The organism is Labrenzia sp. THAF191a, from assembly GCF_009363335.1.
Lineage (GTDB): Bacteria > Pseudomonadota > Alphaproteobacteria > Rhizobiales > Stappiaceae > Roseibium > Roseibium algicola.
Map to the genome: position 1 here is coordinate 2,589,228 of NZ_CP045333.1, position 21,571 is coordinate 2,610,798.

Sequence of the window (21,571 nt, forward strand, 5' to 3'; positions counted from 1 at the left end):
GAACCTTGGACGGGTGGTGACGGTGACCTTTATCGCGATCCGGAGTGACTGAATCGCGAAAGAGGACGCTTTCCAGGACGGCCTTACCAAGTATTCGGCCGTTGCTCCACTGACTGAAAGATTGCTCATGAAAATTCAAGCTCTTCTCGTGCCGCTGGCTCTGTCACTCGTCGCCGCTGTTCCCGCCAGGGCCCAGGAGCCGGTGGGTGTTCGCGAGATTTCGGTAAGTTCGAAAGCCAGAGGAGAGGATCTCACTGTTCTGGTCTGGTACCCGGCCAAGCCGGGCGGGGAGACGGTGTTGATCGGAGATGACAGGATCTTCGAAGGCACGCCAGCATTGGCCGATGCCGCAAGGGCGGAAGGGACGTATCCGCTGATCGTGCTCTCGCACGGGTCGGGAGCATCAGTCGAAAAGATGGCCTGGATTGCGAGCGAACTTGCCGGCGAAGGTTTCATCGTCGCCGGTGCAAATCACCCCGGCACCACCAGCGGCGATTCCACGCCGGAAGATACGCCGAAGCTCTGGCAACGAACGGACGATCTCGCCACGGTGATCGATGAGTTGCTTGCCGACCCGGATTGGTCGGCGTCAATCGACCGGGGAAATATCGGGGCGCTTGGGTTTTCCCTTGGCGGCGCTGCCGTTCTGGAAAGCGTGGGTGCAATGGCAAGCCTGGAGGCTTACGTCGACTATTGCGACACCAATCCGCAGATGCCGGACTGCCAATGGTTCATGGGCGGGAGGGCGTTTGTCGACAGGGAGGAAATCAAGGTCGAGCCGTTTGATCTGCGGACGGTCGACAAGGCTCTTTTCGAACAAAAGAGCCATGATGCCCGGCTCAAGTCTGTTATCGCTGTCGATCCGGCGCTGGCGGCTGCCTTTCAGGAGCAAAGCTTCGCGGGTGTCGGCATTCCGCTGCATTTCCTCAATCTTGGCGTGGCAGGGCAGATCGATGTCGGTGTGCGCTCTGCGCATCTGGTCGCTGCTGCGCCAGACGCCGATCTGCTTCACATCGAGGATGCCGTTCATTTCAGCTTCCTGCCCGTGTGCAAGGAAGACGCGATCGTCTTCATGAAATCCATCGGCGAAACGGACAGCCTGTGCACCGATGGTGGCGGCAGGTCTCGAGCCGAGCTGCACGATCAGATGGCCGAGATGATTGTCGACGCTTTCCGGGCAGACTTGAAGGCGGCAAACTGACGGCCTGGCCGGGGACGCGATCGAGGTTTCTTCACATGTGGACTGCAGCCTCCCGCGCTTTCGGGCGTGGGAGACTGCCGGTCGTCTCAAGGTGTCAGGAGGAAGCGCCCTGGCTGCGTTCGATCAGCTTCAGCACTGCCACAAGCACGATGCCGTAGAGAACATGGCCAACGAGGGCGACCCAGACGATGCCACTGAAGTTCAGGAAGAAGGGCAGGCCGGCGACCGATGTGATGCCGCCGATGGCGAAGACCCAGAGACCGAAACCGTAAATTGCCGAGGGCAGGAGCCAGTGGGTGTTGCCGACCACGCGCTGCCACAACGGCGCGAAGATGAACATCCAGCCGACAGGGTAGCCGATCAGTCCGACGGCGTAGAAATGGACGAAATATCCGCCGAAGTCGCCGTTCGGAAGACCCAGGCTGCCAAGCAGGCTTTTGGCGAGGCCGTGCGGTGAAAGGGTCGCGAAACCCAAAGCCGGACTGATGATCTGGCCCCAGAGGTCGAACGCGTTGGTCGCAAAGAAGCCCGAGATGAACATCAGGCCGAGCGTATGAAAACTCAGGGCGGGCAGGGTACCGGCAGTCTGGACCTGGCTGGAAGTTGTATTCATGACGGGATCACTTTCCTGAGATTGTCTCTTCTGCTGGCAGATACTTGGCTCTGAATGCGATCACATGGAAATAAAATGGCGAGGGCCTTGCGTGACGAATTCGTGATGAAAAATTGACGCCTCGCAGCGGCTGTTTCCAATCTTTGGATAACGCGTCGGCACTGTTGCTACACCTCCTCTTGCATGATCGGATGCGCCCTCTTTGCAACGCCGACAATGTGAGAATGCCGAAATGGATAAGTTGCCCGTCCGCCTCTATGCCGCTTTTGCTGCCGATGAGCGAGGCGGCAACATCGGCGGCGTTGTTTTTGAGGATACGCCGCTGTGGCCGGACGCGCGTCAGCGGATCGCTGCGGATATCGGTGCCCCGACGACGGGTTTTGTCCGCCAGAAGTCCGACAAGAGGATCGAGGTCCGCTTTCACTCGACCCGGGCGGAAATGGATATGTGCGGCCATGTTACCGTTGCGATTTTTGCAGCGTTGCTGGCCGACGGGCGGATTGGGCCTGGAAGTTATGTTCAGGAAACACCCGCGGGGGAAATCGGTGTTGATGTCGCCTCGGACGGTGCCATCACCATGCACCAGCCTTTGCCGAAGTTCGGATTGAACGAGGCAACCGCGGACGAGATAGCTCCACTGCTCGGCATGGAGCCGGCTGGTGTTCTCAGCGTTGCGGCGTCCTCGACAGCCCTTCGGCATGTTTTCATCGAAGTGGCAGATACCGATGCTCTGGCAGCCCTTCGTCCGGATGATGACGGGCTGCGACGTTTCAGCCTGGCACGGTCGATCGACACGTTGGGCATCTGGTGCCGGACAGGGCGTGGTCTGGGCAAGGCTAAGGTACGCCTGCGGGATCTCTGCCACGGTGTCGGCGATCCGGAAGAGGCGGCGAGCGGTACCACCAACGGTGCGCTGGCCTGCCAATTGTTCCGGGCGCAAAAACTTCTTCCGGGCAATGGCGGGCAGGCGGTCCTGGTCGCAGAACAGGGCTTCGAGATGGGCCGTCCAAGCATCGTCAGAACCGTGCTGAACACGGCTGGCGGCGAAGTCACGGGTGTTTCTGTCGGTGGGTATGCGGCCTTGCGGCTGACGGGCGAGTTTCACCTGTGAAACCCGCCGCGCCGGTGTGACGTCAGACCCGTTCGAACAGCGCTGGTCCCGTTTCGCTGAAGAGTTCGATCTCGAGCGACTTGGCCGGACCGGACGATACATCGCCAAAGACGAGCGTCGAACGGGATCCGTCGGGCGCGTTCTCGGTGACGAAATCGAACACCATTACCGGCCCGTTCCAGGGCTTCAGCGGGAAGGGGATCTGTTTCGGTCCTGCCATCAGCACCAGCTTGTCGCCGTCTGCCTTGATCTCGACCTTGCCGAAATACGGGTTGGAATAGGTGCCGGTGAGAAGGTCTTGCGGAGGCGTCGGGCCGGCATCTGCCGGGCGATCCTGACCGACAGTGCTGCCACGTTTGGTGTAGAAGCCTTCGAACCTGCTCGAATAACCTCCGTACCAGTCACGGGTGATGTGGCCGAGCTGCGCCAGGTCGGTGAAGGAGGCCGTGATGGCTTCGGCTGCTCCGACAGGGGCTGCATTGGTGAGGACGACTATGCCCAGGTCGAGCGAGGGGATCATCGCAAAGCAGGTGCCTGCGCCCAGCAGGAACGCTCCGGAATGGCCGATCCGGACACGGCCGGACGGATCAGTGCCGACATTGAAACCGTAACCGTAAAAGCCGGACCTGGCATCGGGGCTGTGGGGGCGATCCGAAAAGCTTTGCGGGCTGATGGCCGGCAGAAGCGCCTCGGGTGCGATAAGGGGAGTTCCCGCGTGGGCGCCGTCTGCAAGCAGCATCTTCAGCCAGATGGCCAGATCGTTGACGGTCGAACTGACACCACCAGCCGGCGACTGGGCGTCGGGTTTGCGCTGGTACAGCGGAGCAAAGCCGTCGCCGTCTCGGCTGTGTGGGATAGCGCGGTTGCTTGCTGCCATGTAGTCGGCAAAGCGTGAGCTGGTCGACGTCATGCCGAGCGGTCTGTAAAGCGCTTCTTCCGAAAGGCTGCTCCAGTCGGTGCCGGCAGCCTGGGCAACGGCCTCCGCGGCGGCGGTCAAGCCGAAGTTGGTATAGGCATAGGAAATCCGGAAAGGTGCCAGCGGCAGAAGCTTCAACCTCTGCAGGATTTCCTTGCGGTCGTAACCCAGGTCTTCCAGATCGTCGCCTGCGTGGTCCGGCAGACCGGAGCGATGGCTGTAGAGGTCACCTATAGTCAGCTTTTCGGTGCGGTCGGGATCGGACAATTCGAACCAGGGCAACAGTTCGCGCATCCGGCTGTCCCAACCGACGACGCCCTTGCTGACCTGGCTCGCAACGACGGTCGCTCCCACCGGTTTGGAGAGGGACGCAAGCTGAAACACTGTGTCCGGTGTGATGGTTTCCGGTCCACCAAGTCGGCGCACGCCGAAGCCCTTGGAATAGACGGTTTCGCCGCGATGAACAGCGGCAACGGCCAGTCCCGGGATTTTGCTGCGCGTCATCACATCGGCCACGATTGCGTCAAGCTCGGCGACTGCCTTTGCAATCTGCTCGGGCGAGGCTTCAACACCTGGTGTCTGGGCAGGGGAAAGCTCCTGCGCAAACCCACGCAGCGGCAGTGCCGTCAGGGCTGCGGTGGCAGTGCCGAGAAACAGACGGCGGGAGAGTGTGTGCCGGGGCATATGCAAATTCCTTGGGGAGATACTGAAATCAAAACAAGCATATGCATGATGCGCGAAACGCACCTGAGAGATCAACTTAACGACGTGTAATGCGGGTTTGTTGAAACTTCTTGGTTAAGCAACCGTGTCTTGATCAGAGAAGCAAGTGGCCGGCACCAGAACGGCATCCGGCCGGCAGGCCGGGTGCTATTCGATGTCGCCGTGGACGGCGACCATATCCAGTTTCGCTTCCGGGGCGGCAATGGTTCTGAAGGCTTCCCGCACACCGTCTTCGGTCAGGTCACGCTGAACGGCGATCAGCGTGTTTTCCGGATGCTCCTCGCAAAGCTCCGCCATATAGGCCAGCTCCTGACGGGCAACACCAAGCGCCGCCTCCACGGAAGGTGCGCCGTAAATGTCGACAAAATGTTGAGCAAGCCGCTCGGCGAGGGTGGCAAGCTCGGTCTCTTCAATCGGGGTGACGGCAACGAAGGTTGCTCTGCCGAAGGTTTCCAGCCCCAGCCAGCCGTTGGCAAAGGCCTGACGTGCCTTGCCGGTCAGGTCGGCTTCGGTCCAGTCGGAAAACTCGAAGCCGCCGGACAGGCACCATTCGCCGGTACGAGCCGGGGAAAAGAAGACGTTGCGGTCGCTGTCATCCAGGTGAATGGCACGAGCGAGTTTCATCCGGTTATCCCTCAAGACGGCTGGAAAGCGGGATCAAGGTCGTGTCCTCACCCGTTCTCAGCAACATACCAAAATTTTCATCGACACCGACGAAAGTGCCGGAGGTTCCGTCAACCTCCACCGTTTCACCCAGCGTCGGAACAAGGCCGCGCCAGTCGGAATGGACGGGGCGCGGGCCGTCGTCCAGCCAGCGATTGAGCCAGTAAAGGCTATGGCGCACCCAGCACTCCAGAAGCTGATCGGGGGTAATCTCGCCGCAGCCTTCTTCGGACAACCAGGTTCGGTCAGGATCCTTGCCGGGGTTCGATTTCCGGCTTGCCATGCTGAGTTCCAGGCCGAGGATCAGCCAGTCCGGGGTTGCCTCGGGATCCTGCGTCGACGCCTTGACGCGCATGCGCCCGCATACCGCGCCGTTGACGCGAATCCGGCCATCCCATTCCAGGTGGACTGCCACCTCCGGCGGGGCGAGCGTGCCGAGGGCCGCCTGAAAACCGAGACCGCACACGGGCAGGATGGCCATGGCCTCCTCCAGCGGGACTTCCGGTGCAAAGATCAGAGCCGCCCGCAGGCGTTCCCCGCCAAGGTTATAGATGACTGTTCCGGGATCCGTGCCGGTGATGGCAAGCGCCAATGCACGTTCGAAGGGATCTGCCTGTCCGGTCAGTGCCTCGCCCTGAAACAGCGGCGGAAACTGCACTTCGCTCATGCGTTGCCCTCCGCGATCAAGGTTCGGGCGAGCTGACGGAACACGGAAGCTTCCGGCGCTTCAGGTGTCTTGATCGAAATCGGCGTGCCGCCATCGCCGGCAAGGCGGATGTTGAGATGCAGCGGCACCTCGGCCAACAGGGGGACCCCGAGCTTTTCCGCTTCCGCAGCAACGCCGCCATGGCCGAAGACATGTTCCTCATGACCGCAGTTGGAGCAGATGTGGGTCGACATGTTCTCGATCATGCCGATAAGCGGAACTTGCATCTGCTCAAACATGCTGATGCCCTTGCGGGCATCGATCAGGGCAACGTCCTGCGGTGTCGAAACGATGATGGCGCCGTCGACGGCGAACTTCTGGCAAAGTGTCATCTGGACATCGCCGGTGCCGGGCGGCAAATCGACGATCAGCGCATCGAGCGCCCCCCATTGCACCTGGGTCATCATCTGCTGCAGAGCACCCATCAGCATCGGCCCGCGCCAGGCAACTGCCTCGTCGCCCGATGTCATGAGGCCGATGGACATCATGGTGACGCCGTGGTTGCGCAGCGGCAGGATCATCTGGCCATCCGGCGAGGTCGGACGCCCGGAGATGCCAAGCATCTTGGGCTGCGACGGACCGTAGACATCGGCATCCAGCAGACCCACCTTGCGACCTTCGGCGGCCAGCGCACAGGCAAGATTGGCAGCCACGGTCGACTTGCCGACGCCGCCCTTGCCCGAGGCAACCGCGATCACCCGGTCGATGCCAGGCACCTTCTGCGGCCCGGTTGCGCCCGGTGCCGCCGGTTTCGCCCGGATCGGCTGCGGTTCGGACGGTTTGGGCGCTGCGGGTTTGGTGGCCTGCGCGGCCGGCTGGTCCGCATGGGACGTCAGGATCACCTGAACGCTTTCGCAGCCTTCCAGCGCTTCGAGCTTCGTTTCCGCTTCGCGTTTCAGAACTTCCATCTCGGCCATGCGCCGCGGGTCGATCTCCAGAACGAAGCGGACCGTACCGCCATTGACCTGCAGTGCCCGCATCATGCCCGAGGCGGCAATGTCCTCGCCGGAGGCCGGATCCTTGATCGTCTTCAGAACCGACAGGGCGGTTTCGCGCGTCAGTGACACGTTAGTCCTGCCCCTCGATTTCGCCGGTGACCACGTGCTCGAGACCGAGTTCCTCGATCGTCACGACAGCTTTCACCTTGAAGGATTTTCCCGCATTCGGGCCTGCTTCGCGCACCGCATTTTCGATGGCCTGCTGCGAGGTCACACCGACCTGCTTCAGGAACTTGCGCATGGACATGTTGAAATCTTCGCTCATCTTATTCTCCTGTTGAATGCGGCGCACATTGACGGCTCGCCCGATTGAAACCTACCCTAGCGGATCTGGCCAGCAACGTGAGGGAGGAGCGCGTGGGCTGCCGTGCCTTGATATTTGTTGCCGTTGTCCTGTCGGCCGGCATCCTGTTCCACAAACCGGGGATCGCGCAATCGCGGTCTTTCCGGATGGGCGTGCCGAACGCGATTGCGGAAACCGGCTTCCTCCAGTATCTGCTGCCGCGCTTTTCGCTCAAGACCGGGATCCGCATCGAAATCGTGGGTGACACGGAAACCTCCGAACTCAGTCTTTCGGAAGGCGCTTCCGGGGTTGCCGTGTTCTCGGGTCTTGGCAAGACCTGGTTCCTCATGACCCATGAGGAAACCAACGAACACGCGATCCGCTTCCGGGACTGGCTGACCGGGGACATCGGCAGGCGCACGGTTGATGCTTTCGAGGAAAACGGCAAGCAGGTGTTCACCGCAGCGCTCGAACAGGTGGAGGACGATGGTCCGGTCGTCCTGTCCGGCGATGCGGTCCGAGGCGAGGAACTGGCCGTTCTCCATTGCGGACGGTGCCACATGGTCAACGAGGCGACGCGCCTTACGACAATCGGTTCATCGCCTTCCTTCGCGGTGATGCGCAGTTTCTCCGACTGGCAAATGCGGTTCGAGGCGTTTTTTGCCCTCAATCCGCATCCCGCTTTCACGGTGATCGACGGCGTCACCGAACCCTTCGACATAAGCAGGCCATCGCCGATCGTACCGGTGCAGATGACGCTTGAAGAACTCAAAGCGATCCTTGCGTTCGTATCCCGCATTCCGCCGGCGGACCTCGGAGCTCCCATACAGTACCAGTGACCTTGTCTCATCCGGCTCAATGATCGCGCCGCTTGCTGATGTAGTCGTCCGTCGTGCGAACACGTGGGCGCTCGGCGGAGGCGAACGGGTTGTTTTGCGAATGGTAGACGGCGTTCACGCGGCAGTCGTCGCACATCTGTATGAGCTGTATGGCCTTGTTGTCCTGGAACATGGCGTGTTTGCCGGCGAGCTTTTCCGTCAGTCTCATCACTGTTGACCGAACACCGAATGGCTTGCCGCATTCAACGCAGTTGAACGGCTCTTCTTCCTTCAGCACCCTGGCGCGCAATGCGTCGTCCGAAAGATCCAGCCTCGGATCCAGTGTCAGGGCCTTTTCCGGGCAGATTGTCGTGCAGATGCCGCACTGAAGGCAGGCATCCTCCTGAAAGCGCAGCTGGGGCGCATCGGGGTTTTCCTTCAGGGCGCCGGACGGGCAGAGCGACACGCAGGACAGGCACAGCGTGCAGGCGTCCTGGTCAAGGACAACCGAGCCATAGGGTGCTCCTTCCGGAAGCGGGATGACCTTACCCGGCTCGTTGAGCGTTTTGGCGGCAAGGCGCGTGATTTGCCGGCGGGAGCCAAGGGGCAGGATCGGCTGCTTTGCGGTCACCGGAGACTGTTCGCGGTAGAGGATTTCTTCCAGCTCGTCCGGATCGGACGGGGTGATGAGGCAGACGCGGTCTTCGCCGGCGATCGCATTGGAGAGGTCGGCCTGGAAGGGCATGCCCTCCTTTTCCGTGGCAGGTGATAGCAACACGGTCACATCGGCGAAACCGCAGGCAAGTGCTGCCAGGCTTTCCGTATGTCCAAAGCTGGCGATGGCTTCCATCTCCAGCGGAATGACGTCTGCCGGCAACCCCTTGCCGTAGCGCGCGCCCAGGCGGATCAGCTCTGCGCCGTGGCTGCTGTCGTGAACGAGCAGGCGCGGTGCTTCGGAGCTGAGCTTTCGCCAGGTTGCCGCCAGCGTTTGCAGGCGCTGGAAGGTGTGGCTGACCGGAGGAGCATCGTAGCTGATGGCACCGGACGGACAGACCGCCGAACAGCTTCCACAGCCGGCGCAGACCATCGTATCGACCGCAACACTGTCGCCGCCAGGGCTGATGGCGCCGGTTGGGCAAAGATCCAGGCAGCGTGTGCAGCCTGTTTTGCGGGCCCTGGAGTGAGCGCAGAGCTGCTCGTCCAGACGAACGTAGAGCGGCTTTTCGAAGGTGCCGACAAGTTGTGAGGCATCCAGGAGCGCCTTGGTGAACGCGCCGGTATTGCCCGGGTCTGCCCGCAGGTAGCCTTCCCGCTTTTCCGGTGCGGGAAAGAGCGGCTGCCCCCGGCGGAGGTCCAGCACGATGTCGCATTCCGTGCGCCCGCCGCTCTTGGGATCTGTCCAGTTGAACGCGCCCCGCCCACCGGGAATGCGTTCCTGCAGGGCATCGAAACCGACCTTGAAGTGGCCAAGCGCACCGGTTGCTGTTGTTACCCGGCCGCGCACGATGTCGAAGCGCCGGTCGTCGGCAAGAGGCAATTCGTCGGCAGGGTCGAGAATGACTGTAACGCTCAGGAGCTCGCAAAGATGGTCTGCCGCGGTAAGCGCAGCTTCGCTGTCGCCAAGGATGAGGCAGGTGCCCTCCGAGGTTACGTCCACGACCTTTGCGCCTGGTGTCGGCAAGATCGATTCGGCAACCAGTGCTGCCATCTTGGGAGACGTGCTGCGGGTGTCGGCCGTCCAGCCGGCACGATCGCGCAGATCGAGAAAAAGAGGTTCGTCCGCTTCAAGGTCTGCGGCCAGATCCTCGAACGCCTGGCGTTCCTGCTGGCATGCGATGATGACATTGCCTGCCTGAAGCGCCTCGGCAGCCTGCGCTGCTTCGCCGCGGCAAAGTTGCGTGTGGATTTTCGAACAGGGCAGTCCTGTCGCCTGTTCTAAAAGCCCGGCGTCAATAGCCTGAGTATTCAGGCAATCGCAAAGCAGAAGCCTTGGTTGCGTCATTGTGTGCGCGTCCTCTCCCCCGGATCGTCCGAAACCGATTCTCTTGTGATTTGTCAGACAATACCGAACCCCATAACAAGGGCGCGGAAAGGCGCGCGTCAAGTTCGACTTCTGCGGGGCTTGAAATTTATGTCGCTTGCTACAGCATTTTACGTAACATCAAAACAGAGTCGGATTGAACCGGCGGACGGGGAGGTAGGTGGTTCGTGACTAGGGAAAGAACGCGCGTCATGCCGGTGGGGGTTGTGGTGCGCAGGCTGCCCGGCGTAACGCGCTGGCAGAAGTGGACCTGGCTGCCGGTGTCCCTGCTGCCGGGGGCCGCGCCTGCGGACTGGAAAATGCTGCGGGCTGAAGGCGATGCGATCGAATACCATGCGACGACCTTGAGCCTGGAGCTGCATCACACCCAGACCGAAGCCTATCTGATTGCCCTGTCCGACAAGGTTCCCTCTGTCTACGTGGTGATGCGGGCCGCCCCGGAGTTGGCTCCAGCAATCCCCATTGAGGTGCTGCACATGACAGCGTCTGCCCATGAAGGTCTGGATTACGCGGATTCCGCCGAGGTCTTTGTCGAAAAGGTGCCAATGCCGACAGGGCTGATTGCCTGGGTCCGGGAATTCGTTGACATGCACCATGAAGAGGAAATCTTCTACAAGCGTCAGCGTGACAAGCACCGGATCGACCTGGAGGAAGAAGGCATAGGTGATCCGCGCATCCGGCAGCTTGCCGACGTTTACCGGGCGCCCGGCACCCGAAAGAAGGACACACTGCAGTGAACTCCGGCGACGACAAGCCAATGGATTTCTGGTCAAGGCGCAAGGCTGCGGTTCGTGAGGCCGAAGCCGCGGAAATCGAGCGCCGGGACGCTGAGCTTGAAACCGCGAAACGGGTCGAGCTGGAAGAAAAGACCGACGCGGAAATCCTGGAAGAACTTGGATTGCCTGATCCCGACAGCCTGCAGAAGGACGACGATTTCACGCAGTTCCTGGCCAAGACCGTGCCGGAGCGTCTGCGCCGGAGAGCATTGCGCCGTTTGTGGCTGTCCAATCCCGTTCTCGCCAATCTCGATGGCCTGAACGATTATGACGATGATTTTACCGATGCATCGACCGCCGGTCAGGTGGTGAAGACCGCCTATGAAGTTGGTCGTGGATTCTTGAAAAAAATCTCTGAAACGGGGCCGGACGAAAACTCGGACGCTACGCTGGCCGGAGAAGGTGAAGTACTTTCCGGGCAAAGTGATTCTGCTGCGCCGCAATCGGAACAACTTGCTGCAGCGCAGCATACTTATGTCGAAAATGGAAAAACATCTATTCGATTGACGCAAAGAGACGAGAAGGTGCAAATTAGTGAAATTGGAACTATTGTGTCTGATGAAACAGCACTGGTCGAAGCCGAAGAAGAGCGCCTGCCGAAACGGCGCCGAATGCGTTTCGACTTTGATTAATACTAAAGTCTAAGAAGTTTTTGCGCCAGAAAAGCACTGCGTGTGTGGGAGGAAAAGGCTCGAATGGCCGTTGTGGCGAGGGAATTCATTATCGAACCGGAAGATCAGGCCCGGTCCGAATTATACGACTTTCTGGCACTGGTGCTTGCGCGCCCGGCCGGAGCCGAACTGCTCGAGCAGATTGCAGGCCTGCAGGGTGGTGATACGCCCCTCGGCAATGCTCTCAATGTGCTTGCCAGAATTGCGGCGGTAACGACGCCGGAGACGGCCGAGCGTGAATTCAATGCCCTTTTCGTCGGTCTCGGGCGCGGTGAGCTGCTGCCATACGCCAGCTATTATCTGACAGGTTTCCTCAACGAAAAGCCTCTCGCGAAGCTGCGCCAGGACATGGCGGAGCGCGGGATCGAGCGCGCTGAAGACAAGCACGAGCCGGAAGACAACATCGCATCGCTGATGGAGATGATGGCGGGGATGATCCTCGGCCGTTTCGGCAAGGTGACGTCTCTCAGCGAACAGAAGAGTTTCTTCAACGCCCACGTGGAACCTTGGGCGATACATTTCTTCACTGATCTGGAAGCGGCCGGAACATCGGTGTTCTACGGTGCTGTCGGATCGTTGGGGCGCCAGTTCATGGAAATCGAGGCACAGGGCTTCGACATGATCTCGAACTGACGGTTGCATCTGAAATGGGGTGGCTTGGCCATCCATCTGCGAGAGGAGGAATGCGACAATGAAACGACCCGAAACGGCAAGCCCCGAAGAGGGTACAGGCCGCCGGGACTTCCTGAAGCTGGCGGCGATTTCTGCCCCGGTTGCCGTGACCACGGTAACCGCCGGAACCACCGCTGAGGCGGCTGAACCGGACCTGGCTTCCGACAAGATGCAGGACACGGTTCATACCCGTGCCTACTACGACAGCGCCCGGTTCTAACTGGACCCTGTGAGACTTCCCCGGCCATGGTTGCGTGACGCCCGGACGCCGGTTCACAAATAACCCAGCCGTATCAGGTTCTGATACAAGCAAGGTAGGGCAATATGCTTAGGAAAAAGACCAATGGGGTTGCGCGACGCCCCCAAGGTGCAAGTATCCTGAAAGACGCTGCACACAAGTCGGTAGACCGCCGTACGTTCCTTAAGGGATCCGGTCTTGCCGCAGGCGGCCTGGCCGCCATTACCGTGACCGGAGGAACGGTCACCAAAGCCAAGGCACAATCCACCGGCGATGCCGTGAAGACCGTCAAGTCGATCTGCACGCACTGTTCCGTTGGCTGTACCGTTATCGCCGAAGTTTCCAGCGGAGTCTGGATCGGGCAGGAACCCGGTTGGGACAGCCCGTTCAACCTGGGTGCCCACTGCGCCAAGGGAGCTTCCGTCCGCGAACACGCTCATGGCGAGCGCCGCCTGAAATATCCGATGAAAAAGGAAGGCGGAGAGTGGAAGCGGATCAGCTGGGACGAGGCGATCAACGAGATCGGCGACAAGATGCTGCAGATTCGCGAAGAAAGCGGTCCGGACAGCGTCTACTGGCTCGGCTCGGCCAAGCACAGTAACGAGCAGGCTTATCTCTTCCGCAAATTTGCAGGCTACTGGGGAACGAACAACGTCGACCACCAGGCCCGCATCTGCCACTCCACGACGGTTGCCGGCGTAGCGAACACATGGGGCTACGGCGCCATGACCAACAGCTACAATGACATCCACAATTCCAAGGCGATCTTCATCATCGGCGGCAATCCGGCGGAGGCTCACCCCGTCTCCCTGCTGCACGTGCTGCGCGCCAAGGAACAGAACAACGCGCCGCTGATCGTCTGCGATCCGCGGTTCACCCGCACCGCGGCCCATGCCGACGAATATGTGCGCTTCCGTCCGGGTTCGGACGTTGCCCTCATCTGGGGCATTCTGTGGCACATCTTCGAAAACGGCTGGGAAGACAAGGAGTTCATCCGCACCCGCGTGTGGGGCATGGACCAGATCCGCGAAGAAGTTGCCAAATGGACGCCCGATGAAGTCGAGCGTGTCACCGGTACGCCGGAAAGCCAGCTGAAGCGCGTGGCGCGAACGCTTGCCAACAACCGTCCGGGTACCGTGATCTGGTGCATGGGCGGCACCCAGCACACCAACGGCAACAACAACACTCGTGCCTACTGCATCCTGCAGCTGGCGCTCGGCAACATGGGCACCGCCGGTGGCGGCACCAACATCTTCCGTGGCCACGACAACGTGCAGGGAGCGACCGACCTCGGCGTTCTCGCCGACACGCTGCCGGGCTATTACGGCCTGACCGCCGGCTCCTGGGCTCACTGGGCTCGTGTGTGGGAAGAAGATCTGGATTGGCTGAAAGGCCGCTTCGGCACCATCAAGGGTGCGGACGGCAAGGACAAGGCCATGATGAACCTGACCGGTATCCCGGTCAGCCGCTGGATCGATGGTGTCCTTGAAGCCAAGGAGAACCTGGAACAGCCGGACAACACCCGTGCGATGGTGCTGTGGGGCCATGCCCCGAACTCCCAGACCCGTCTGCCGGAAATGAAACAGGCCATGGAAAAGCTCGACCTTCTGGTCGTGGTTGATCCCTATCCGACCGTTTCGGCAATCCTGCACGACCGTACCGACGGCTGTTACCTGCTGCCGGCCTCGACCCAGTTCGAGACCCGTGGTTCGGTGACCGCTTCCAACCGGTCGCTGCAGTGGCGCGAACAGGTGATCGCACCGCTGTTCGAATCCAAGCCCGACCACACGATCATGGCCATGTTCGCCAAGAAGTTCGGTTTCGACGACCGTCTCTTCCGCAACATCGGTATGGACGGGGACGAGCCGAACATCGAAGACCTGACACGCGAGTTCAACCGCGGCATGTGGACGGTGGGTTACACCGGCCAGTCGCCTGAGCGTATCAAGTCGCACATGGAGAACCAGCACACCTTCGACCGCACCACGCTGCGTGCAGTCGGCGGTCCGAACGACGGCGAGTTCTACGGCATGCCGTGGCCGTGCTGGGGCACCGCAGAGATGAAACACCCGGGAACGGCTAATCTCTACGACATGTCCATGCCGGTCGCTGAAGGCGGTCTGTGCTTCCGTGCCCGTTACGGCGTGGAGCGTGATGGCCAGAACCTTCTGGCGGAAGGCGTCTCCAACCCCGGTGCGGATATTCAGGACGGCTATCCCGAGTTCACCATGCAGATGCTGATCGACCTCGGCTGGGATGGTGACCTGACGGCCGAAGAGCGTCAGTCGATCGAGACTGTTGCCGGCGCTGCGGACAAGATCGGCACCGTGAACTGGAAAACCGACCTTTCGGGCGGTATCCAGCGCGTGGCGATCGCCCATGGCTGTGCCCCGTTCGGCAATGCCAAGGCGCGTGCCGTTGTGTGGACCTTCCCGGATCCGGTGCCGCTGCACCGCGAGCCGCTCTACACCAACCGGCGGGATCTGGTCGCGGACTATCCGACCTATGCCGACAAGTCGTTCTGGCGCGTTCCGACACTCTATGCGTCGATCCAGAAGAACGACTTCTCCAAGGACTTCCCGATCATCCTCACATCCGGCCGTCTGGTCGAATACGAGGGCGGCGGGGACGAAACCCGGTCGAACCCCTGGCTGGCGGAACTCCAGCAGAACATGTTCGTCGAAATCAATCCGCGGGATGCCAACAATCTCGGGGTACGTGACGGCGCACAGGTCTGGGTCGAAGGCCCGGAGGGCGGCAAGGTCAAGGTCATGGCGATGGTTACCGAACGTGTCGGCGAAGGCGTTGCCTTCATGCCGTTCCACTTCGGCGGTCATTACCAGGGCGAGGATCTGAGGTCGAAGTATCCGAAGGGTGCAGACCCCTATGTGCTTGGGGAAAGCTGTAACACCGCTCAGACCTACGGGTATGACTCGGTGACCCAGATGCAAGAGACCAAGGCTACTCTCTGTAAGATCTCGGCAGCGTAAGGAGGACGACAAATGGCAAGATCAAAGTTCCTTTGCGACGCTGAACGCTGCATTGAGTGCAATGCCTGCGTCACGGCCTGCAAGAACGAGCACGAGGTGCCGTGGGGCATCAACCGCCGCCGTGTTGTGACCATCAATGATGGCAAACCGGGCGAACGGTCGATCTCCGTGGCCTGCATGCACTGCTCGGACGCACCCTGCATGGCGGTGTGCCCGGTGGACTGTTTCTACCAGACCGAAGAAGGCGTGGTGCTTCACTCGAAGGACCTGTGCATTGGCTGCGGCTACTGCTTCTACGCCTGTCCGTTCGGCGCACCGCAATTCCCGCAGGCGGGCAATTTCGGATCGCGCGGCAAGATGGACAAATGCACCTTCTGTGCAGGTGGTCCGGAAGAAAACAACTCCACTGCAGAGTTCGCGAAATACGGCCGCAACCGTATCGCCGAAGGCAAGTTGCCGCTCTGCGCGGAAATGTGCTCCACCAAGGCCCTGCTCGCGGGTGATGGCGACGTCGTGTCGGCCATCTACCGCGAACGTGTGGTTGCCCGCGGCTTCGGCTCGGGTGCCTGGGGCTGGGGTACCGCTTACGGCCAGAAAGGCGGCTGATCCCTTGCGGGGTGAGGGCAGACCGGCACGCCGGACTGCCCGTCACGCTTGGGTAGATGCCTGAAAGAAACGTAGGCGGGGCGGCTTTACAGCCGCCCCGCTCGTCTCCGGTTGTAATCGACAATGAGGTTTGCGGTCATGAAACGCGTGACTATGGCTTTGCTTGTTCTTCTGGCCTTTCTTGGTGCGGGTCTGGGGACAGGGTTTGCACAGGATACGTCCGCCGACCGGTCGGCGACCGGCGGTGCGCAGACGCTTGAAGACATCATGAAGCGCCAGCGGGGGGAGAAGGTCGACTACGACTTCCGCCGCAACAATACCGGTGACCCGGATGACGCGGCGTCGATTTCCTCACAGCTCGGGACACTTGGCGGTGTCTCCGATCCGGAGCTCTGGCGGGCACTGCGGTATGGCTCCGCAGATGTAACAGTCTCTTCGGGCGGTTTCGCAGCAACCGTTCTGATGCAGGATGGTGGCATGCGCTGGCTCGAATGGCGCAAGGGTCCGCTTGCCACTTATGGCGCCTGGCTGCTCGGCGGGACCATCGTGCTGCTGGCCCTTTTCTATCTCATTCGCGGCCGTATTCGCATCGATGGCGAGAAGACCGGCCGCACCATCACCCGCTTCAAGGCGATCGAGCGCTTCGGGCACTGGCTGCTTGCGGGATCCTTCGTCCTGCTTGGCATTACCGGCCTGCTGACGCTTTTCGGGCGCTTCGTGATCATCCCCATGATCGGCAAGGACGCTTTTGCGCCCGTCGCGCATTTCTCGAAGTGGATCCACAACAACGTCGCCTGGGCCTTCATGCTGGGCCTGATCATGGTGTTCGTGATGTGGGTGGCACACAACATCCCGAACAAGACGGATGTAAAATGGATTGCCGTCGGTGGCGGGCTCTTCAAGAAAGGCGTGCACCCGCCGGCCAAGAAATTCAACTTCGGCCAGAAGCTGGTGTTCTGGGGGGTGATCGTCCTGGGCGCGTCGATCTCCGTTTCCGGTCTGTCGCTGCTGTTCCCGTTCGAAATGCCGATGTTTGCGGTCACCTTCGAAAAGCTCAACGCACTCGGCCTGCCGCAGCTGGTGGGTCTCGGTACATTGCCTACCGCGCTTGCACCGCATGAGGAAATGCAGTTTGCGCAGCTGTGGCACGCCATTGTGGCTTTCGTGATGATGGCGCTGATCCTGGCGCATATCTACATCGGTTCCATCGGCATGGAAGGCGCCTATGACGCCATGGGTTCCGGCGAGGTTGAACTGCAGTGGGCGAAGGAGCACCACGGCCTCTGGGTGAAGGAAGTCGAAGAAGCTGAAAAGCGCGAAGCCGCCAAACATTCAGGCGGCGACAGCGCGGTTCCCGCCGAATAGGCCCGGCGTGACATGCCGTTTCAGCCGGATCCCGTATGGTTGCTTGCGCGGGTCTTCGGGCCCGCTGCCGGCTTCCTTCTGACGCTGGTCTCCGCAGCCGGTAGCGCCGATTTCCAGACCCTGAAAGGTCACGGCGGCCCGGTCATGGATATCGACGTTTCCCTTGAGACCGGGCAGGTGGCGACCGCCAGCTTCGACAATTCGGTCGGCATCTGGAAAGACCGGGTGCCGCAATGGCTTGAGGGTCATGCGGCGGCGGTGAAGGTGGTTCAGTTTCTGGACGGTAGTCATCTGGTGTCCGGCGGAGACGATAACGATCTTGTTCTCTGGAACACCCACGATAACTCGAACCGGGTTCTGGAAGGGCACACGGCCAAGATCATGGGGCTTGCGGTTTCTCCCGACAGGACGACGATTGCCAGCGCAAGCTGGGATGCACGTGTGGGACTGTGGCCGGTTGCCGGCGGCGAGCCGGCTTATCTTGCCGGACATGCAGCCGGGGTGAACGCGGTCGCGTTTTCAAGGGACGGGCGCCAGCTCTACTCCGCGTCGGTCGACGGGTCGATCAAGCTCTGGGATCTGGCAACGCAAAGTGAAAAGCGGGTCGTTGATCGCAACGGTTTCGGCATCAATGTCATTGCCATTGGCGGTGAGGGTGACCGGGAGAGCTGGATTGCCTACGGCTCCCAGGACGGAGTGACGCGGATCGTCGATATTGAAACCGGCGAACGGCTGCATGACTTCACTTTCGAGCGCCGGCCGATCCTGGCCATGGCGGTCAGTCCGGATGGCACACGTCTGGCGACCGGTGACGGTCATGGATACATCACAGTGTTCGACACGACGTCCTGGGCGCTCGAAACGGACTTCCGGGCAGCATTGAAAGGTCCGATCTGGGCGCTCGCCTTTTCGAAGGACGGCGATGTGTTGCATGCGGGCGGCATCGAGAACATCGTCTATTCATGGCCGCTTGCGGATCTTGCAACCTTCGATCCGATGGCAACCGAGACACCGCAATTCCTCAAGCAACCGGAAGAAATGTCCAACGGCGAACGGCAGTTCGCGCGCAAATGCTCGATCTGCCACGCCCTGACCGGCGATACCGCGCGCAAGGCCGGGCCGACGCTTCACAACATCTTCGGCCGGCGTGCGGGCACTATTCCGGACTATCCCTATTCGGCGACCCTGTCAGGATCTGATATTGTCTGGTCGGAAGCGACGATCGATCAACTGTTCCTGGACGGTCCGGATCACTATATTCCCGGGTCGAAGATGCCGATGCAGCGGATTGTGGAACAGCAAGACCGTGATGACCTGATCGACTATCTGAAATCGGCGACGGCGCCATCCGAAGGAGATACACAATGAAAACAATGCTCATCGCGTTTGCCGCCATTATCGTGATTGCCATCGGCGCCAACCAGGTTCTGGAACACCTGCGGTTCTCCAGCGCCGACTTCACCTCCAGCCCATCCGTGCGCTTGGGGGAATAACGATTACCCGGAATTTGACGGAAACAGACGGCGCCTGCCGCTAATTCCTTTCCACATGGGCTTTTGATAGCTCATGAGCGGTACCTTGTGCGGCGTACTTGCCTTTCGCCCCGGGGTGACCTTGAAACTCCACGCAAGTCCAATTGGCTTTGATCAGGTCAAAAAAAATCCCCCTCCTCGCGTGAGAAGGGGGAAGGTCTGAGCGGAGCATGCGACACAGATTGCTATCTGGCTCCACTCACTCGGAAAGCGAGAAGACGGTCAGACGGGCTCAGCTTGAGCCCTTGTCCGAATTCGGGAAGAACAGCTGCTGGCCGTCGACCTTGTAGTCGGCGATAGCCTGCTGGCCTTCCTTGGACAGAACCCAGTCAACGAATTGCTGGCCAAGATCGGCCTTCACATGGGCATGAACTTCCGGGTTCACCAGAATGATGCCGTACTGGTTGAACAGGATCGGGTCGCCTTCAACGGCAACCTTGTAGTCGCCCTTGTTGCCGAAGGAGATCCAGGTGGCACGGTCGGTCATGACGTAAGCGCCCATGCCGGTGCCGGTGTTGAGGGTGGCGCCCATGCCGGAGCCGGTTTCACGGTACCAGTCGCCAGACCCTTCGCTCGGGTCGATGCCGGCGGCCTTCCACAGGCGAAGCTCCGCCTTGTGGGTGCCGCTGTCATCGCCGCGAGAGGCAAATGGGGCCTTTGCATCGGCGATTTTCTTCAGGGACTCCACGACATCTTTCGAGCCGGCGACGCCTGCAGGGTCGTTTGCCGGGCCGACGATGACAAAGTCGTTGTACATGACGTCGGAACGAGAAACGCCGAGACCATCTGCGACGAATTTTTCTTCGGACGGTTTGGAGTGAACGAACAGGACATCGCCATCGCCATTGGCGGCGTTCTTGATGGCCTGGCCTGTGCCAACGGCAACCACGCGGACCTCAATACCGGTCTTTTCCTGGAAGATGGGCAGGAGATAGTCGAACAGGCCCGAATTCTGGGTTGAGGTGGTCGACTGGACGACAATGAACTTGTCTTCCGCAAAACTCGGCTGACCGGCAAATACGGTCGTCAGGACGGCGGCGGCGAGCGCCAGAAATGCTCTTCTGATCAATTTTTCCTCCCGGGGTAATCATTCAGGGATTGGGTGTTGGGTCCAAGGTAAAGCCTGCCGTCCCGCCAGGCGCGAACGGGTTCGCTTCTGGGGTTGGCAAGCACTTTTTCGACAGGTCCTGTTTCGACCACGGTGCCGTTCTGCAGAAACACGAGGTCTTCACCGAGGCGTTTTGCCTGGCCTGCATCATGGGTCACCAGAACAACGGTGACACCGCGGGCGTTGGCTTCCAGTACTAGGGACTCGATCGCAGCAGTGGAGGCCGGGTCGAGATTGGCGGTGGGTTCGTCGAGAAACAGGAGTTCGGGGTCGCAGGCAAGAGCGCGCACCAGGGACAGGCGCTGCTGCTCTCCGCCGGACAAGACGCGCGCCGGGCGCCGGGCCAGATGACTGAGGCCTGCCGTTTCCAGCGCGGCCCTGACCTTGTCGGCGCGTTCGCTGCCACGCAGGCCGCGAACGCTCAGTGCGAACTTGAGATTGGCGATAACCGAGCGGCGCAGCAACACGGGACGCTGGAAGACCATAGCCTGTGCGCGGCGGGCGGTGGCGTCCATCCGGCCGCCCTGCCAGAGGATCGCACCTTCCTGCGGCTGAAGCAGACCGTGCATCAGTCGCAGCAAGAGGCTCTTGCCGGCTCCGTTCGGGCCCATGATGAGGGTGCGTGAACCGCGGCGGATGGCAACATCGACGTCGTGCAGAAGTTTTTCGCCGCCTGCCGAAAAGCCGAGACTTCTGACATCCAGCAAGGGATCTTGCACCGCCGGGCTACGGCGCGACATTGTGGAGGCAGTCCCTGGTGTGTCGAAAGCTGCGTCACGCATAGGCGGCCCTCGCAGCTGAGGCACGAAGGGCCATGACACCGGCATTCACGGCAAAGGCGATCATCAGCAGAATCACGCCGAGCGCCAAGGCAAGCTGGAGATTGCCCTTGGATGTTTCCAAAGCGATGGTCGTGGTCATCACGCGGGTAACATGGTTGATGTTGCCACCGACAATGATTACCGCTCCGACTTCGGCAACCGCACGACCGAAACCGGCCAGCGCGACCGTCAGAAGGCTGTAGCGGGCATCCCAGAGCATGGCTGTCAGACGATCAAAGCGGCCGACGCCGAGCGATGCGAATTGCTCGGAATATTCCCTGTTGAGATCCTCGATAACCTGGCGTGTCAGCGCGGCGACAATGGGCGTCACCAGCACCATCTGCGCGATAATCATGGCAGTCGGCGTGTATAGCAGGCGCAGCGGCCCGAGCGGTCCGGATGCCGACAGGACGAGATAGACAAGCAGGCCGACCACGACAGGGGGCAGGCCCATCAGCGCGTTCAAGATGACTGCGACGAGCGTTCTTCCGGGGAAATTGAAAGTGCCGACCGCCGCGCCAAGGGGCAGGCCGATGACACAGGCAAGAACGACAGCCGTAAGCGTGACCCGCATGGACAGGCCGATGATTTCCATCAGATCCGGATCCAGCGCGACGACCAGGCCAAGGGCTCCAGCAAATGCCCCCCAGAAACTGTCCATTCCTGTCATTTCTCCCTCTCTATGGGAAAAAATAACGTAAAATGCCAAAGAATGAAAC

The 21,571-nt window shown here is 60.8% G+C and carries 22 protein-coding genes; 12 read left to right on the forward strand and 10 right to left on the reverse strand.

Features of this window, described 5'->3' with window-relative positions; translation table 11 throughout:
* Positions 1–127 precede the first annotated feature (127 nt).
* Positions 128–1,201, forward strand: a complete 1,074-nt coding sequence (locus FIV05_RS11855; RefSeq protein ID WP_152509684.1) for a dienelactone hydrolase — start codon at positions 128–130, stop codon at positions 1,199–1,201.
* 94 nt (positions 1,202–1,295) lie between these two features.
* Here FIV05_RS11855 and FIV05_RS11860 read toward each other — a convergent pair whose 3' ends face one another.
* Entirely contained in the window at positions 1,296–1,814 is a 519-nt protein-coding gene (locus FIV05_RS11860) for a hypothetical protein (RefSeq protein ID WP_152509685.1), read from the reverse strand.
* A 232-nt stretch (positions 1,815–2,046) separates the two neighbouring features.
* Here FIV05_RS11860 and FIV05_RS11865 point away from each other — a divergent pair, with 232 nt between their 5' ends.
* Positions 2,047–2,925: a PhzF family phenazine biosynthesis protein gene (locus FIV05_RS11865; RefSeq protein WP_152509686.1), complete on the forward strand. Its 879-nt coding sequence runs from the start codon at positions 2,047–2,049 to the stop codon at positions 2,923–2,925.
* 22 nt (positions 2,926–2,947) lie between these two features.
* Here FIV05_RS11865 and FIV05_RS11870 read toward each other — a convergent pair whose 3' ends face one another.
* The 5 genes from FIV05_RS11870 to FIV05_RS11890 all read right to left on the reverse strand — a co-directional run bounded on the left by FIV05_RS11870 (position 2,948) and on the right by FIV05_RS11890 (position 7,196).
* Positions 2,948–4,525 carry a serine hydrolase gene (locus FIV05_RS11870; RefSeq protein WP_152509687.1) on the reverse strand — a complete coding sequence of 526 codons (1,578 nt, stop codon included), beginning with the start codon at positions 4,523–4,525 and terminating at the stop codon, positions 2,948–2,950.
* 186 nt (positions 4,526–4,711) lie between these two features.
* Positions 4,712–5,188 (reverse strand): DUF6505 family protein, encoded by a 477-nt coding sequence (locus FIV05_RS11875; RefSeq protein ID WP_055656246.1) that lies wholly within the window; start codon positions 5,186–5,188, stop codon positions 4,712–4,714.
* A 4-nt stretch (positions 5,189–5,192) separates the two neighbouring features.
* Positions 5,193–5,894, reverse strand: a complete 702-nt coding sequence (locus FIV05_RS11880; RefSeq protein WP_152509688.1) for a biotin/lipoate--protein ligase family protein — start codon at positions 5,892–5,894, stop codon at positions 5,193–5,195.
* The gene (locus FIV05_RS11885) at positions 5,891–7,000 is read right to left on the reverse strand and encodes a P-loop NTPase (RefSeq protein ID WP_152509689.1); all 1,110 of its coding nucleotides are present in this window, start codon (positions 6,998–7,000) and stop codon (positions 5,891–5,893) included. The genes FIV05_RS11880 and FIV05_RS11885 overlap by 4 nt, the downstream gene beginning before the upstream one ends.
* A gap of 1 nt (position 7,001) precedes the next feature.
* Positions 7,002–7,196: a DUF6494 family protein gene (locus tag FIV05_RS11890; RefSeq protein ID WP_023003109.1), complete on the reverse strand. Its 195-nt coding sequence runs from the start codon at positions 7,194–7,196 to the stop codon at positions 7,002–7,004.
* A gap of 92 nt (positions 7,197–7,288) precedes the next feature.
* Here FIV05_RS11890 and FIV05_RS11895 point away from each other — a divergent pair, with 92 nt between their 5' ends.
* Positions 7,289–8,053: a hypothetical protein gene (locus FIV05_RS11895; RefSeq protein WP_209009952.1), complete on the forward strand. Its 765-nt coding sequence runs from the start codon at positions 7,289–7,291 to the stop codon at positions 8,051–8,053.
* Positions 8,054–8,069: 16 nt separating this feature from the next.
* On the opposite strand, the gene FIV05_RS11900 is transcribed toward FIV05_RS11895, so the two are convergent.
* Positions 8,070–10,034, reverse strand: coding sequence for a 4Fe-4S binding protein (locus FIV05_RS11900; RefSeq protein ID WP_152509690.1), 1,965 nt, complete (start codon positions 10,032–10,034; stop codon positions 8,070–8,072).
* A 206-nt stretch (positions 10,035–10,240) separates the two neighbouring features.
* On the opposite strand from FIV05_RS11900, the gene FIV05_RS11905 reads away from it, so the two are divergent.
* The 9 genes from FIV05_RS11905 (at position 10,241) to FIV05_RS31860 (ending at position 18,884) form a co-directional block, all read left to right on the forward strand.
* On the forward strand, positions 10,241–10,810 hold the full coding sequence (locus FIV05_RS11905) for a DUF3305 domain-containing protein (protein WP_209009953.1): 570 nt from the start codon (positions 10,241–10,243) through the stop codon (positions 10,808–10,810).
* Positions 10,807–11,481 (forward strand): DUF3306 domain-containing protein, encoded by a 675-nt coding sequence (locus tag FIV05_RS11910; protein WP_209009954.1) that lies wholly within the window; start codon positions 10,807–10,809, stop codon positions 11,479–11,481. The genes FIV05_RS11905 and FIV05_RS11910 overlap by 4 nt, the downstream gene beginning before the upstream one ends.
* A gap of 63 nt (positions 11,482–11,544) precedes the next feature.
* Positions 11,545–12,153: a molecular chaperone TorD family protein gene (locus FIV05_RS11915; protein WP_055656785.1), complete on the forward strand. Its 609-nt coding sequence runs from the start codon at positions 11,545–11,547 to the stop codon at positions 12,151–12,153.
* A 58-nt stretch (positions 12,154–12,211) separates the two neighbouring features.
* On the forward strand, positions 12,212–12,412 hold the full coding sequence (locus tag FIV05_RS11920; RefSeq protein ID WP_023003115.1) for a hypothetical protein: 201 nt from the start codon (positions 12,212–12,214) through the stop codon (positions 12,410–12,412).
* 104 nt (positions 12,413–12,516) lie between these two features.
* The gene (locus FIV05_RS11925; protein WP_152509691.1) at positions 12,517–15,420 is read left to right on the forward strand and encodes a formate dehydrogenase subunit alpha; all 2,904 of its coding nucleotides are present in this window, start codon (positions 12,517–12,519) and stop codon (positions 15,418–15,420) included.
* A 12-nt stretch (positions 15,421–15,432) separates the two neighbouring features.
* Complete coding sequence (fdh3B, locus tag FIV05_RS11930) at positions 15,433–16,026, forward strand: formate dehydrogenase FDH3 subunit beta (protein WP_006937368.1); 594 nt, start codon at positions 15,433–15,435, stop codon at positions 16,024–16,026.
* A gap of 138 nt (positions 16,027–16,164) precedes the next feature.
* Positions 16,165–17,391 carry a formate dehydrogenase subunit gamma gene (locus FIV05_RS11935; protein ID WP_055656237.1) on the forward strand — a complete coding sequence of 409 codons (1,227 nt, stop codon included), beginning with the start codon at positions 16,165–16,167 and terminating at the stop codon, positions 17,389–17,391.
* Between the two features lie 12 nt (positions 17,392–17,403).
* Complete coding sequence (locus FIV05_RS11940; RefSeq protein ID WP_209009955.1) at positions 17,404–18,759, forward strand: c-type cytochrome; 1,356 nt, start codon at positions 17,404–17,406, stop codon at positions 18,757–18,759.
* Positions 18,756–18,884: a hypothetical protein gene (locus FIV05_RS31860; RefSeq protein ID WP_023003119.1), complete on the forward strand. Its 129-nt coding sequence runs from the start codon at positions 18,756–18,758 to the stop codon at positions 18,882–18,884. Before FIV05_RS11940 ends, FIV05_RS31860 begins: the two co-directional genes overlap by 4 nt.
* 271 nt (positions 18,885–19,155) lie before the next feature.
* On the opposite strand, the gene FIV05_RS11945 is transcribed toward FIV05_RS31860, so the two are convergent.
* Genes FIV05_RS11945 through FIV05_RS11955 form a run of 3 tightly spaced genes read right to left on the reverse strand, consistent with a single transcriptional unit; the run spans position 19,156 to position 21,513 of the window.
* A complete protein-coding gene (locus FIV05_RS11945) occupies positions 19,156–19,992 on the reverse strand; it encodes a substrate-binding domain-containing protein (protein ID WP_023003120.1) in 837 nt (278 codons plus the stop codon).
* Positions 19,989–20,813: an ATP-binding cassette domain-containing protein gene (locus FIV05_RS11950; RefSeq protein WP_152509692.1), complete on the reverse strand. Its 825-nt coding sequence runs from the start codon at positions 20,811–20,813 to the stop codon at positions 19,989–19,991. The genes FIV05_RS11945 and FIV05_RS11950 overlap by 4 nt, the downstream gene beginning before the upstream one ends.
* Positions 20,806–21,513, reverse strand: coding sequence for an ABC transporter permease (locus tag FIV05_RS11955; protein ID WP_023003122.1), 708 nt, complete (start codon positions 21,511–21,513; stop codon positions 20,806–20,808). Before FIV05_RS11955 ends, FIV05_RS11950 begins: the two co-directional genes overlap by 8 nt.
* Positions 21,514–21,571 lie beyond the last annotated feature (58 nt).

Bases quoted from the DNA above. Each gene is read 5' to 3' on its own strand.
- FIV05_RS11880 (WP_152509688.1), bottom strand. From the start codon at position 5,894: ATGAGCGAAGTGCAGTTTCCGCCGCTGTTTCAGGGCGAGGCACTGACC.
- FIV05_RS11935 (WP_055656237.1), top strand. From the start codon at position 16,165: ATGAAACGCGTGACTATGGCTTTGCTTGTTCTTCTGGCCTTTCTTGGT.
- FIV05_RS11955 (WP_023003122.1), bottom strand. From the start codon at position 21,513: ATGGACAGTTTCTGGGGGGCATTTGCTGGAGCCCTTGGCCTGGTCGTC.
- FIV05_RS11920 (WP_023003115.1), top strand. From the start codon at position 12,212: ATGAAACGACCCGAAACGGCAAGCCCCGAAGAGGGTACAGGCCGCCGG.
- FIV05_RS11940 (WP_209009955.1), top strand. From the start codon at position 17,404: ATGCCGTTTCAGCCGGATCCCGTATGGTTGCTTGCGCGGGTCTTCGGG.
- FIV05_RS11900 (WP_152509690.1), bottom strand. From the start codon at position 10,034: ATGACGCAACCAAGGCTTCTGCTTTGCGATTGCCTGAATACTCAGGCT.
- FIV05_RS11860 (WP_152509685.1), bottom strand. From the start codon at position 1,814: ATGAATACAACTTCCAGCCAGGTCCAGACTGCCGGTACCCTGCCCGCC.
- FIV05_RS11915 (WP_055656785.1), top strand. From the start codon at position 11,545: ATGGCCGTTGTGGCGAGGGAATTCATTATCGAACCGGAAGATCAGGCC.
- fdh3B (WP_006937368.1), top strand. From the start codon at position 15,433: ATGGCAAGATCAAAGTTCCTTTGCGACGCTGAACGCTGCATTGAGTGC.
- FIV05_RS31860 (WP_023003119.1), top strand. From the start codon at position 18,756: ATGAAAACAATGCTCATCGCGTTTGCCGCCATTATCGTGATTGCCATC.
- FIV05_RS11925 (WP_152509691.1), top strand. From the start codon at position 12,517: ATGCTTAGGAAAAAGACCAATGGGGTTGCGCGACGCCCCCAAGGTGCA.
- FIV05_RS11865 (WP_152509686.1), top strand. From the start codon at position 2,047: ATGGATAAGTTGCCCGTCCGCCTCTATGCCGCTTTTGCTGCCGATGAG.
- FIV05_RS11890 (WP_023003109.1), bottom strand. From the start codon at position 7,196: ATGAGCGAAGATTTCAACATGTCCATGCGCAAGTTCCTGAAGCAGGTC.
- FIV05_RS11950 (WP_152509692.1), bottom strand. From the start codon at position 20,813: ATGCGTGACGCAGCTTTCGACACACCAGGGACTGCCTCCACAATGTCG.
- FIV05_RS11855 (WP_152509684.1), top strand. From the start codon at position 128: ATGAAAATTCAAGCTCTTCTCGTGCCGCTGGCTCTGTCACTCGTCGCC.
- FIV05_RS11870 (WP_152509687.1), bottom strand. From the start codon at position 4,525: ATGCCCCGGCACACACTCTCCCGCCGTCTGTTTCTCGGCACTGCCACC.
- FIV05_RS11875 (WP_055656246.1), bottom strand. From the start codon at position 5,188: ATGAAACTCGCTCGTGCCATTCACCTGGATGACAGCGACCGCAACGTC.